The sequence below is a fragment of the Enterococcus sp. DIV0703 genome (genome assembly GCF_051711065.1).
Taxonomy (GTDB): Bacteria; Bacillota; Bacilli; order Lactobacillales; family Enterococcaceae; genus Enterococcus_B; species Enterococcus_B hirae.
Genome location: NZ_JBIOLX010000001.1, coordinates 122,978 through 137,053, shown reverse-complemented (window position 1 = coordinate 137,053; position 14,076 = coordinate 122,978). Strand labels below are relative to the sequence as shown.

10 protein-coding genes are annotated in these 14,076 nt (G+C 38.5%); all 10 read right to left on the bottom strand.

Going from position 1 to position 14,076, the window contains the following annotated elements; translation table 11 throughout:
- Positions 1–2 precede the first annotated feature (2 nt).
- The gene (gene smc, locus IGK81_RS00685; protein WP_034698633.1) at positions 3–3,581 is read right to left on the bottom strand and encodes a chromosome segregation protein SMC; all 3,579 of its coding nucleotides are present in this window, start codon (positions 3,579–3,581) and stop codon (positions 3–5) included.
- Between the two features lie 21 nt (positions 3,582–3,602).
- Positions 3,603–4,289 (bottom strand): ribonuclease III, encoded by a 687-nt coding sequence (rnc, locus tag IGK81_RS00680; RefSeq protein ID WP_010720414.1) that lies wholly within the window; start codon positions 4,287–4,289, stop codon positions 3,603–3,605.
- 292 nt (positions 4,290–4,581) lie between these two features.
- Positions 4,582–6,360 carry an oligopeptide ABC transporter substrate-binding protein gene (locus IGK81_RS00675; RefSeq protein WP_010720415.1) on the bottom strand — a complete coding sequence of 593 codons (1,779 nt, stop codon included), beginning with the start codon at positions 6,358–6,360 and terminating at the stop codon, positions 4,582–4,584.
- 27 nt (positions 6,361–6,387) lie between these two features.
- Positions 6,388–7,302: an ABC transporter permease gene (locus IGK81_RS00670; protein ID WP_010720416.1), complete on the bottom strand. Its 915-nt coding sequence runs from the start codon at positions 7,300–7,302 to the stop codon at positions 6,388–6,390.
- Positions 7,303–7,329: 27 nt separating this feature from the next.
- Entirely contained in the window at positions 7,330–8,292 is a 963-nt protein-coding gene (gene opp4B, locus IGK81_RS00665) for an oligopeptide ABC transporter permease (RefSeq protein WP_010720417.1), read from the bottom strand.
- Positions 8,292–9,236, bottom strand: coding sequence for an ABC transporter ATP-binding protein (locus tag IGK81_RS00660; RefSeq protein WP_010720418.1), 945 nt, complete (start codon positions 9,234–9,236; stop codon positions 8,292–8,294). Before IGK81_RS00660 ends, opp4B begins: the two co-directional genes overlap by 1 nt.
- A complete protein-coding gene (locus IGK81_RS00655) occupies positions 9,237–10,241 on the bottom strand; it encodes an ABC transporter ATP-binding protein (RefSeq protein ID WP_034698630.1) in 1,005 nt (334 codons plus the stop codon). It lies immediately after the preceding gene.
- Between the two features lie 270 nt (positions 10,242–10,511).
- The gene (gene acpP, locus IGK81_RS00650; protein WP_010720420.1) at positions 10,512–10,754 is read right to left on the bottom strand and encodes an acyl carrier protein; all 243 of its coding nucleotides are present in this window, start codon (positions 10,752–10,754) and stop codon (positions 10,512–10,514) included.
- A gap of 121 nt (positions 10,755–10,875) precedes the next feature.
- Positions 10,876–11,877: a phosphate acyltransferase PlsX gene (plsX, locus tag IGK81_RS00645; protein ID WP_010720421.1), complete on the bottom strand. Its 1,002-nt coding sequence runs from the start codon at positions 11,875–11,877 to the stop codon at positions 10,876–10,878.
- A 47-nt stretch (positions 11,878–11,924) separates the two neighbouring features.
- The gene (gene recG, locus IGK81_RS00640) at positions 11,925–13,961 is read right to left on the bottom strand and encodes an ATP-dependent DNA helicase RecG (RefSeq protein WP_034698627.1); all 2,037 of its coding nucleotides are present in this window, start codon (positions 13,959–13,961) and stop codon (positions 11,925–11,927) included.
- Positions 13,962–14,076 lie beyond the last annotated feature (115 nt).

Here is a 14,076-nt window from a genome sequence, read left to right as displayed (position 1 = left end):
CCTTACACCTTCGTTTCCATTTTTCCTTCTTCATTGATATCTTCCATACGGACAGACACAATTTTTGAAACACCTGATTCTTGCATGGTTACTCCATATAAAACATCGGCAGCTACCATGGTACCTTTTCGGTGTGTGACCACGATGAATTGAGTGTCATCTTGGAAATCACTTAAATAACGTCCGAATCTTTTCACATTTGCTTCATCTAACGCAGCTTCTACTTCGTCTAAAATACAAAATGGAACAGGACAAACTCGGATGATTGAAAACAGCAAGGCGATAGCAGTTAATGCTCTTTCCCCTCCAGAAAGCAAGCTCAGACTTTGTAATTTCTTGCCTGGTGGTTGCACTTCGATTTCGATCCCTGTTTTTAATAGATCCGATGGGTCAGTCAATACCAATTCTGCGCGACCACCACCAAACATATTAGGAAAGACTACTTTAAACTCTTGCCTGATTGCTTCAAAGACTTCTTTAAAGCGAGCCCGTACTTCAGCATCCATTTCTTCCATTGTTTCAAACAATTGGTTCTTTGCAGATAACAAATCATCACGTTGTGTGGCTAAAAACGTATGTCGTTCATTCACTTGCTCAAATTGCTCAATCGAACGGATATTCACTGGTCCAAGGTCTGCGATCTGCTCTTTTAAGACTGCTACTTTCGTGCGACTACTTACAATATCGGAAGTTGGCTGGTAATCAGTGACAGCTTTTTCAAAGCTGATTTGGTATTCCGTTTGCAAATAGCTCAGCTGATGATCCAACAACATTTCTGCACGGTCTTTTTGCACTTCCAGTTTCGATTGTTCTGTTAGTTGTTGCTTTTGTTGTTGGTTTTTTTCAGCAAGTACTGTTTCAAGCTGATCGATTTCTTTTTGCGTACGTTCTCGTTGTTCCTTCACTGCCACTAGTTCTGCTTGCAGTTCTTCACGCTGTTGCGCAAGTTCCGTGATTTGGCTCGCTAAACTTTCTTCAGTGATTTCATGATCAGAAAAATCTGCAGTCAATGTTGCTAATTGTTGCTCTAAACTTGTCTGACGTTCAAGTGCTTCATTTTTTTGAACACGTGCTCCACGTAATTGGATCTGTAAATGATTGAATTGCTCTTTCAAGACAGCTAAATCTGCTTGTTCCTGTGCTTTTCGTGCTTGGACTTGTGATCGTTTTTCTTCCATTTGATCACTTTCTTGGTTCAGTGATTTGATCTCTTCATCGATTTGTTGTCGTTGTTGTTCGATTTCCTTTTGTCTTGCCGTTAACTCTGCTTGTTGTTTTTGATATGTTTCGATGAATTGTTGCAATTCTCTCGTTTCAAAGTTTGAGAGTTGCTTTTCTTTTTCAAAGCGTGCTAAGTCATTCGTGATATTTTGCAGTTGATTCGCTATTTCCTGCTCTTCAAACCGCAATTGTTCATTTTGCGTACGCAACTTTTCTTGTTTTTGGCTCAAGTCAGCGACTTTGGTTTGTAGTTCTTGAACAATTTTTTCTTGATTTTGCAACTGCTGATCTGCTTGTTCATATTCTGCTGTCAGCTGTTTCAATTCTTGATTTTGAGAGAAGAGACTGCCTTGATTCCCCCGTTTATTTGCTCCACCCGTCATGGAACCACCAGCATTCATCACGTCTCCTTCCAGAGACACTACTCGGTATTGGTATCGTATGGTCTGAGCAATAGCATTGGCACTAGTTAGATCCTTCGCTAATAAGATCGTTCCCAATAAATTGTGGACCACGGTTTGAATTTCTGCAGGGAATGTCACCTGTTCACTTGCAATACCTAAAAACCCATCTACCGTTGCTGCTTGCGAAAGAACGTGCGCAGGTAACTGTCTAGGTTTAATCGTTGTTAACGGTAAAAAGGTCGCTCTACCCCCTCTTTGCTTTTTCAAATAAGTGATTGCTTGACGTGCATCGTGTTCGTTTTCAACAATGACGTGTTGCGCTGCTCCGCCTAGAGCTGTTTCGATTGCAAGGGTAAAAGAGCTAGGTACATCAATCAACTCAGCGACTGCACCTACGATACCAGATAATTGTTGTTTATGTTGTAAAACTAACCGAACGCCCTGGTAAAAACCAAAATAGTTTTCTTGGATTTCTTGTAAACTTTTTTGGCGTGCCTTTAATTGTTGGACTTGGTTCATCAATTGGTACATTTTAGGTTGTTCATTGGTTAATTTAGTTTGTACTGTTTTCCCTTTTGTTTGAACTTCTTCCAACTCATGTTGGTTCTTAACTAAAGCTTGTTGAAGATTTGCTTGTTTTTCAGATAGTTCCTGTTTTTGAGAGGATAACGCCAAGACAGAGGCTTCTACTTCTGATTGCTTCGCTAATGTTTGTTTACTTTTGGACGTTTCTTGTAAATATTGACGTTCAAGATATTTCAATTCATTTCCGACATTCGCTTGTTCTTGCATCAAATCAACATATTGATCTCGTAATTCAGATAATAATTCCTTCGTTGATTTTTGATATTTTTCCAATTCTTGTTGTGTCTTCATCAACTGTTGTTGTGCTTCTTGGATTTCTGTTTCTTTTTCAGTTGTTTCTTTTGTCAATTTTTCCTGAAGTTCCTCAAAATGCGCTACTTTCTTTTGCGCCTCGGCCAAAGAAGCCTGATATTCTTGCGTACTCTTTTGTGTATGCTTTGTCCGCTCTATTAAGACATCTTTTTGCCCTTCTGCTTGTTTTAAACTTTCAGACAATGCCAACAGACTTTGTTGACCTTTTTCAATTTGACGGTCTTTTTTGGCGTTTTGCTTTCTTTTTTCTGATAGTACGGCTTCTTGCGATTGGATATGTGTCGCTAATTTTGTCAGCTCTTGATTGAATTGTGTCAGCTGAGTTTGTTTTTCTTCCCACTCTTTTTTCGCTACGTTGATCTCCGTAATCATCAACGCTATATCCGTTTGGGTTAATTCTTCTTTTAACTGCAAAAATTTCTTAGCGATTTCACTTTGCTCAGCTAGAGGTGTTAATTGCTCTTGCAACTCGTAAATAATGTCTTGCACTCGACTAAGATTATCTTCTGTTTCAAATAACTTTTGTTCCGCTTTTTTCTTGCGTTGTTTATATTTTAATACACCTGCTGCTTCTTCAAATATTCCCCGACGGTCTTCTGGCTTACTACTAAAAATTGCTTCTACTTTCCCTTGTGAAATGATCGAAAACGATTCTTTTCCTAAACCTGAATCTAAGAACAGTTCTTGGATGTCTTTCAATCGACAAGGTTGTTTATTGATAAAAAAATCACTTTCGCCTGTTCGTCGATAGCGACGAGTCACGCTGATTTCTTGATAATCCAATGGTAAATAATGATCGGTATTATCCAAAAGTACTGTAACTTCTGCCACATTCAAAGGCTTACGAGAGTCTGAACCAGCGAAAATAATATCGGGCATTTTCCCACCTCGAAGGCTCTTAGCAGATTGCTCGCCTAAAACCCAGCGGATTGCTTCAGTGATATTACTTTTGCCACTCCCATTTGGTCCAACGACGGCTGTCACACTATTTTCAAAATCAATCACTGTTTTATCTGCAAAGGATTTAAATCCAGCTATTTCAATTCGTTTTAAATACACGAAGCGTTCCCTCACTTACTTTTACAGTGCTGCCAGTGCATTTTCTGCAGCAGCTTGTTCTGCTAGTTTTTTCGATTTTCCTTGCCCAGTCCCAATCAACTTGTCATCTACATAGACTTCGATCCAAAAAATCCGTTCATGTGCCGGACCTTCCTCTTTTATTAATCGGTATTCAATAAATACATCACCTGATTTTTGCAACACTTCTTGCAACTTCGTTTTATGATCCATCTCATGTGAAAAAGCACCTGCTTTGACTTTTGGAAAGACAACTGTTTGAAGAAAGGCATGGGCTGCTTCAAACCCTTGATCAAGGTACAAAGCACCTAGAAAGGCTTCAAATAAGTCACAAAGAAGAGCTGGTCTGGTTCTTCCCCCAGAATTTTCTTCTCCTTTACCTAACATGATATATTTATCAAATCCACATTCTTTGGCAAACTTGGATAAACTATCTTCACGAACGATCGCCGCACGTGTCTTTGTTAGTTTCCCTTCTGGGATATCTGGATATAAACGATATAAATATTCTGAAACCATTAATTCTAATACGGCATCTCCTAAAAATTCTAATCGTTCATTATCTGATAATTGAAGGTTGCGATGCTCATTCACATAGGATGAATGGGTAAAAGCTTGTTCAAGTAAATTGAGATCGTGAAAAACGATAGTATACTTTTCTTTTAATTCATTTGTCAGCTGATTGTCCATTTTTCACATTCCTTTATGGATATTTTTTCAATACTTCCTTATTATACTGGTTTTTGTCTAAATTTGAAATGGTTCCGACAAAAGGTAAGTAAAGGTTTAATAAACCTCAAGGATCCAATGATTTTTTTCGATTAAAGAGTTTATTAGCTGATCATTTGATTGATTTGATAAATAGGATTCAAAAGTTGCCAGCTATACGAAAAGACCTCCCAAACCGTTTCCGTGTTTGGGAGGTCTTTCTCATTGCCAGATTCGTTCAATACTTTCGCTAAACGGCATGTATGTCCTTATTTTAAGAACGTGATTCTGCTGTTACCGTTACTTTCGCCCATGGATTTGGTGCATCATATGACCAATCCCAATCTTTAGTACGATCGCTCACTGGTAGTACTTCATTACGGAACAATGTTGGAATTGCGAAAGCTTCTTCAAATGCATATGCTTGCCATTTTTTATATGCTTCTTTTTGATAATCTGCATCAAATGCTTCACTTGAATTGATATCATTGATCAATTTCGTATTTTCTTCTGATTCAAAACGAGTGTAGTTGAATGCTGCATTTGGTCCCCATAGTCCGTTTGGATTTGGATCAGTTCCTGTACTCCAAGCTGCTTGATATACATCAATTTCAGGATCGTCATTTTCTAATTTATCGTAGAATGAGTTAAATTCGATTAAACGTCCAGTCGTGTATTTCACATCTAAGCCGATTTTTTTCCATTGTTGCACATAGTAATCAGATAATGGTTGCGCTGTTTCGCCACCTGACATTGAAGCAAAGTTGATCGTTAATTTATTTCCGTCTTTATCTTCACGTAACCCATCACCATCTACATCTTTATAGCCAGCATCATCCAATAATTTGTTTGCTTTATCGATATCTTGCGTAAATCCTTTTAGATCGTCATCGTGGAATGATTCAAATACAGGAGGAATCAATGAAGTAGCATTGCTTCTTAACCCTGCATAGAAACGTTCCCCTACTGCATCGTTATCTAATGCATAACCCATTGCTTGTCGCAATGATTTATCTGCCATTTTAGAATTTGGATCGTATTCAACACTGCTCTTTTCAGCATTCCATTTACCTAATTTGAAGCCTAAGTAAGTGTATGATGTTTGTTCACGTCCTAAGTTTGTGTAACCTGAGACATCTTTATATGTGTCATACGTATCTGTAGGCATTTGGAAAATCATGTCATAAAGTTTTGAGTTCAAAGCTTCTGTTGCACTAGCAATCGGCAATGATTTCATCGTGATTTTTTTCAATTGTGGTTTGCCATTCCAGTAATATTCATTTGGTAGATACTCTACTGATTCTCCTGCAACGATATTACTCATGTAATATGGACCAAAAGTCACTGGATTTTTACGTACTTGATCACTTGATTCCATGTCTTTGATTGCTACACCTTCAAGTGTGTGTTTTGGAGCTGCATATGCCCAAATCCCACCACCTGATTGAAGCATACTTGGTTCCACTTTTTTATATTCGATTTCAACTGTCTTATTGTCCACTTTTTTGATACCTGAGATTGTCGGAGCGCTACCGCTATGGTATTCTTCCATCCCAACGATGTTTCGGAAGTTATCATCATAACGGATACCTGTATAATCCTTGTTACCGATAATTTCATAAGGGAAAATCACGTCATCTGCGGTTACATCTTTACCATCTGACCATTTTACATTGTCTTTTACTTTGATCGTTGCTTTTTTCGTCTCTTGGTCTAAATCTAAACTCGCTGCACCATCATTTGTGATCTTGAAGTCCGCATCATTTGTAAATAGTGCTTCATGAGAAGGTGCCATAAATGCTGCATCGTAAGAATCTTGATAAAATTCCCATTGGAACAATCCTTTGAATTGACTATCGGTTGCTACTGCAGCCTCCAATTCGCCATCTTTTATTGCATCTTTATCATTTTTCGTTGAGATTGGAAATGTTAATTCCTTCTTCTCACCGTTATTTGCTGAACTCCCAGAAGAGTTAGAACCTCCGCCGCTTCCACAAGCAGCTAATGCCATTACTGAAAAAAGTGTAACAACGCCTAAAATTGATTTCTTCATTCCTTATTTCCCCCTTTGCTTTCTTCTTTATCCTAATCGTTGGCGTGCATCGGCAGAACGCTTAAACGCTTGTCCAACATAGTTTATACTCAACATCAATACTAAAATTAGAATTGACGCAGGTAACCAGATCCATTGTCGATTCACTAAAACCTCACCGTTGCTGGCATAACCGATTAGCGTTCCTAAACTAGGAACATTTGCTGGTAAGCCAAACCCTAAGAAAGTCAAAGTGGTCTCGATCCCAATATTTGCTGCAAAGTTCATCGTTAAGTTGGTAATGATCAATGAACTTAAGTTAGGCATGATTTCACGGAACATGATTTTAAAATCACTTGTTCCCATTGTTTTTGAAGCACTCACATAATCACGCCTTGCTTCTGATAAAGTTTTACTTCTGAATAATCGAGCTTTAGCAACCCAATAAAATGCACTCATAATGAAGATGAACGACCAAACATTATATCTAGAGATAATCGATACAAATACGATAATAATCAACATAATCGGTAAAATCATAATGAAGTCAACGATACGCATCAAAATGTTATCGATGATCCCCCCATAAAACCCAGAAATGATCCCTAGTCCAACCCCGATAATCGAAGTGATGACTGTGATTGCAAAACCAATGGTGACGGAGTTTCTTGCACCGATAATCAGTTGTCCTAAAACATCCCGACCACCTTCATCTGCTCCTAAAATAAATTTTGTCCCCTCGGTAGAGATAGCACCTGGAGCTGCATATTTATCAAAGATGCTGACATACATTACTTTATCTTGGTCTGTAAATAACGCACCGATAAAGATAACTAACAATAAAATAACTAGTAAGCCTAATGAAAAAATGGCGATTTTATCTTTTTTAAATTCACGGGCAATCATTCGTAATCCCATTGGCGGGATACTTTCTTGCACAACGTCTTTCTTTTTATCACTCATTTGTCTTTTCTCCTTTCTGATTGAATTTTATTGGATACGGATACGTGGATCAACAATGCTCATGATGATATCTGAAAGCAAGGTTCCGATCAACGTCGCAATTCCTAAAATCAATACTAAGGAGGTAATAACTGTATAGTCACGTTGTCCGATCGAATCAATAAACAATTTACCGACTCCTGGGTAGCCAAAAATCTTTTCAATAACTACTGAACCAGCAATCAAGGAAGTAATTTCATAACCCATTTGTGAAGCCATCGGCAATGCCGCGTTTCGGAAAATATGACGACTAAATACTTTATTGGTTGGTACCCCTTTTGAACGGGCAGTTCGCACAAAGTCTAAAGATTTTGAATCAATGACTTCGCTACGTAAATACTGGATCGTTACAGCTGTAGCTAAAAAGGCTTGAGTGATCGATGGTAAAATGATGTATTTCATGCGATCAATCAACTGGGTGAAAAAGCCCCCTTGGATTCCTAACGTCTGGGAGCCGCTGGTTGGGAACCAACCTAGACGATAACCAAATACAAATAACATAATCAATCCAAAGATAAATAACGGAACAGCAAAACTAAAGAAATTGTAGATTACAACAGCTTTATCCAAAAATGAGTTTTGGTATCTGCCCGCCAACATACCTAGTGGTACAGCAATCAAATAAGTAATGATAACTGTTAAGATCGACAAGTAAAGAGTATTGACGATACGCTCACCAATCAAATCAGAAACTGAACGTTTGTATAAGAAACTTTGACCGAAGTCTCCTTGTAACGCATTCCCGATCCATCGGAAATACTGGACATACCAAGGATCATTCAAACCAGCTGCCTGTCTCATTTGCTCGATGACTGCTGGATCTTGGTTGGGGTTGATCAACCCGGTAAAAGGATCTCCAGGCATCGCTTTTGCCAACATAAAGATCAAAATACTAAGAATAATAACTTGTGGGATCATTAATAATACACGTCGTAATATCGTTTTCCACATTAGCTGGCACCTCCATCTTTCAACGCTACTTTATGCGTCGGTGTGATCGTACGGAGATCGTACACTCGACCAGTTGCATCGTAGTACTCCTTTTGATTTTGGATGTACTCACGTTCCACTCTTCGTCGATTCTCTTTGTGTAACTCCCGATTTTCGACATCAATCCGAGGGATAGCAGACAGTAAACGTTTCGTATAGATATGACGTGGATCATTATAAATATCTTCTCGTGTACCAATTTCAACGAATCGACCTTTATACATAATTGCGATATTATCACACATATGTTTCACGACTCCCAAGTCATGAGAAATAAATAAATAACTTAAACCAAATTCTTGTTGGATTCGTTTCATGAAATTTAATACTTGCGCCTGAACGGATAAATCCAATGCAGAAACTGGTTCATCTGCTACGATGAGTTTTGGGTTTGTCGCAACTGCACGTGCAACCCCTAAACGTTGACGCTGTCCACCTGAAAACTCATGCGGATATTTATACAGCGCATCTTCCGGCATCCCTACGATATCCAGTAGATTTTTCACTTTTTTCTTTTCCTCTTGATCACTCAAACGTTCAAAGTTACGGATCGGTTCTGCAATAATATCCAATACTCGCTTTTTAGGATTCAAGCTGGACATTGAGTCTTGGAAGATCATTTGAACATCTTTGTTATAGCCAATTTTTTGTCGGTTACTTTTTTTAGTGACATCTTTACCTTCATAAATGATTTGTCCTGAAGTCACTTTTTCTAATCCAACGACTGCTTTCCCTGTCGTTGATTTACCAGAACCAGATTCTCCGACTAAGCCATACGTTTTTCCTTTTTCAATAATGAAGTCGACACCATCTACTGCATATACATGATCCGTTACTCGATTAAAGAATCCACTACGAATAGGATAGTGTACTTTCAAATCGCTGATTGTAATTAATTCTGTCATCTACACCTCTCCTTTTTCGTCTCTAAAGTGGAAATGTTTGTAGCAAGAGCAACGAACCAAATGATTCGGAGCAATTTCATGAAGGACAGGGTTTTCTTCGTGATCACTGGCTGGGATCCAAGGAATCCGAGGAGCAAAGCGACAGCCAGTTCGTGGCATGTTTTTCAAAGAAGGAACAACGCCTTCAATCACATGGAGCTCAGCTTCATGGTTTCCCTCTTGAGGAATAGAGTTCAACAATGAACGGGTATAAGGGTGTTTAGGATTTTCAAAAAGTTCTTTGACCCCAGCTACTTCAACAAATTGACCGCCATACATTACCGCTACCCGATCAGCCATTTCTGCCACGACACCCAAGTCATGCGTGATCAGAATGATTCCTGTTTTGGTTTCTTCTTGTAAGTCTTTTAATAAATCAAGGATTTGCGCTTGAATCGTTACATCTAGCGCTGTCGTTGGCTCATCCGCAATAACAATCGGTGGCTTACACGCAATCGCAATGGCGATGATTACCCGCTGTCTCATCCCCCCAGATAATTCATGAGGATATTGTCGTCCGACTCTGACAGGATTAGGAATCCCAACTTGCTCCAACAATTCTAAGGCACGAGCTTGCCGTTGTTCAGCGTTCATTTTGGTATGATAAGATAACCCTTCCTTAATTTGATCTTCAATACGCATCAAAGGGTTTAACGCAGATAACGGATCTTGGAAAATCATCCCAATATCATTCCCGCGGATTTTGTTATACAAAGTTTCATTCAATTCAATCAAGTTTAAATCATTATATAAAATTTCGCCTGTGATCTTTGTGTTGTTTGGATCAAGTAACCCCATAATAGTAGTCGCTAATGTACTTTTCCCGCAACCAGATTCTCCAACGATTGCTAAGATCTCGTTTTTATCTAATGTAAAAGAAACGTCATCTACTGCATCGTAATACTCATCTTTAAGACGGAAGCCTGTATGTAGGTTCTGAACATCTAATAGTTGATTATCTGACAATCGAATACCCCTCTCTGCTCCCTGGTTGGAAGTTTTCTTAATAAAAAATGATATCCCACAGAATAAAACGTTTTATAATAAGCGTTATTCTAAGGATAGTGCAATATATTATTAATAATTATATATAAAACCCCTCTACAATGCAAGAAAATTTCAGTCAGTTGCCAGAATTGTCAGAAAAATCTATTTAAAATAAAGATAAATCACTTGAAAAATTAAAAAAAAGTGAGTAAAGATCCGATTGATCTTTACTCACTTTCATGCTGATGATTAGTTAAGATGATTGCTGATGTAGTCAACTGCCCCACCAACTGTTTCAATTTGTTCTGCATCTTCGTCAGAAATTTCTGTTCCAAACTCATCTTCAAGTTCCAAAACAAATTCCATGATGCTGATTGAGTCAGCTTTTAGGTCATCTTTGATATTTAATTCATCAGTTACTTTATCTGTATCAATTTCAAAATGATTTGAAATAATTTTCGCTACTTTATTAAATACTTCTTCACGTGACAATGTTTTCACCTCCAACAATTATCAAAATTGCCGATTTCCTTCACCAAGGCTAATTTTACTGACATTTTCTAAGATTGTCCACCTTTTTTTCTATAGGGTCGTCGTCGAGCAACCAGAAACATTATTCTGCAGGTTTTTCGAATTGTTCAACTAACTGCCCTACCACATTGGTTTCCAGCATAGTGTGGATTTGTCTGATGGTATGTCTCACTGCATCTGGTCCAGTCGCACCGTGAGTTTTGATGACTGGTGCCTTTAATCCAAAAAGAACTGCTCCGCCATGTTTTGAATAATCCATTTCTGATTTTAATGAACGTAACCCATCTTTCAACAATAGTGCGCCCATTTTTCCTTTAAACCCTTCATTTAAAATGGCAGCTTTCAAAAGGTCCATCAGATTCATTGCTGTTCCCTCAATGGATTTCAATACTGCATTGCCTGTAAATCCATCGGTTACAACAACATCTGCTACCCCGTTCAATAGTTCCCTCGCTTCAACGTTTCCAATAAAATTCAAACTGGTTTCATTTTGAAGTAATTCGAAAGCTTTTTTAGTTAATTCGCTTCCTTTTGTTGCTTCCGTCCCATTATTCAATAAAGCAACTCGAGGTCTACCGATTCCTCGGACTTTTCTTGCATAAAATGAGCCTAAGATGCCATATTGTAATAAATGTTCCGGTTTATTTTCAGCATTTGCACCTAGATCAAGCATATCAAACCCTGCATTGGGTTGACCGACTACCGGTAAAGTAGACATCAGACCAGGGCGTTCGATGTTTTTGATACGACCAACAATAAAGAGTCCAGCTGCTAATAATGCGCCAGTGTTCCCCGCTGAAAAAATCGCGTCTGCTTCACCATTTTTGACAGCTTGTGCTGCCAAAACCATCGAAGCATTCTTCTTACGGCGAATGGCTTTAACTGGTTCATCATCACTATCGATTTTTTCATCTGTATGAATGATCGTCACATTGTGTTCTGTTGTTAGATATTTTCTTATTTCATTTTCCTTACCATAAAGGATAAATTCCACATCTGGGAAATCTTTTTGAGCTAAAGCCACACCTTCCACAATGGCTTGTGGTGCGTGATCTCCACCCATTGCATCTACGGCAATTTTCATTATTTCCACTCCTTTTTTATCATCACTATAAAGTATAGCACAGTCTATTAATCAAAATAACGATTATCTTGATTTTCCAAGTCTAAACTACGGACCAAATGTTGGTATTCTGGCAATAGTTGCCAATCCTTTAACTGCCATAGCTTTTGTGCCTCATCACGAGCTACCTCTAATATATTACTATCTGTTACAAGATCAGCAATTGCAAATTGCGGTAAGCCTGATTGGCGAAAACCAAATACTTCTCCTGGTCCACGCAACTCTAAATCTTTCTCACTTAGAATAAAGCCATTGTTCGTTTCTGTCATTATTTTCATTCGCTCAATCCCTAATTCATTTTTAGGATTAGCTACCAATACACAATAAGAAGCATCACTACCACGTCCAACACGTCCACGTAATTGATGTAACTGTGCTAATCCAAAACGATCAGCATCCATGATCAACATGACTGTAGCATTCGGAACATTTACACCCACTTCGATGACCGTCGTTGAAACCAAGATTTGCATCTTGTTTTCTTTAAATGTTTCCATAATTGCTTCTTTTTCCTGGTTCTTCATTTTACCATGTAACAATCCGACTTCATACTGAGGCGCAAAAAGCGCACTTAATTTTTCATAAATTTCAACAGCGTTTTTAACGTCTAATGCTTCTGACTCTTCAATCAACGGGCAAATGACATACATTTGATGTCCTTTCGCCAGCTCCTTCCATGTCCAATCTAACACACTATTTAATTGTGGCGTACGAACCCATCTCGTCTCTATTGGAATCCGGCCAGCTGGAAGTTCGTCAATTACCGAAACATCCATTTCTCCGTATGCAGTAATCGCTAAAGTCCGAGGAATTGGTGTGGCTGTCATAAATAAAACATCTGGACGCCAGCCTTTTTCACGGAGTACTTTTCGCTGATTCACACCAAAACGATGTTGTTCATCCGTAATAACTAAACCTAAGTGTTGAAATTCGACTCCTTCTTGAATCAACGCATGGGTACCGACAACGATATCGATTTCTCCTTGTTCCAGCAATTCGAGTAGTTCTCTTCGTTCTTTGGCTTTCGTCGAACCCGTTAACAGAGCAAGTTTAACTTCTTGCGCATCAAATAATTGAAGAAGGCTTTCCATGTGTTGTTGTGCCAAAATTTCAGTTGGTACCATCAATGCGCCTTGAAACCCTGCAGTGACCGCCGCATATAAGGCAATTGCTGCAACAATCGTCTTTCCGCTACCTACATCACCTTGCAATAGGCGTTGCATATGTTGCGGACTTCTTAAGTCACGACAAATTTCATTCGTGACTCTTTTTTGGGCATCCGTCAATTCAAAAGGTAGTTTTTGAATAAATTGTTTCAAGCGCTGGATGTCATATAAAATTTCAATGCCATTTGTTTCTGCTTTTTCCGATTTTTTAAGCCCTTGAAGTCGCATTTGAAATAAAAAGAATTCTTCAAAGACAATTCTTCGTTTTGCTTGATGGTTTTCTTCATGATTTTTCGGAAAATGCATGCTCTTAACAGCTGTTGGCCGATCCAACAGTCGATATTTCTCAACTAATCCATTGGGAAGATTCTCTTCGATCAAATCACCATACTCTTCGAACCCTCTTCGAATCAAATCGACTAAAGTTGTTTGACGGATTGATTTATTGACATGATAGATTGGAGAAAAATCATCCACCGCTTGAGAACCCAAAATTTTCATACCATTTAATGACTTCCGTTTCGCATCCCATTTTCCATAGACAGCAATTTCTTCGGATAAGATCACTTTATCTTTCAAATAAGGTTGATTGAAAAAAGAAACATTGAAGACAGCATGATCCTGCATCATACGAAATTGGAGTCGATTCTTTTTGTATCCAAAGCGACTCATTACTGGTGGTGAAACAACCAGGCCTTTTAAAGTCACTTTTTCTTGATCAAGTATTTCATTTAAATTTCTTTCTTGAATGTCTTCATAGCGAAAAGGATAATAGGTCAATAGGTCTTCGATGGTTTGGATTCCCAGACTAGCAAGACTATCCGCCCTTTTTGCTCCCACACCGGCTAACATCGTCACTGGATCATTTAAAGACCTCATATTTCACCCTCCTTTACCGTATGTTTCACTATCAATCCATTCCTTAGAAATAGGGCTGCACCAACAACCTGGTACAGCCCCCGTTCTTTTACCGTTCGTTCAGGCGAAAAGGATT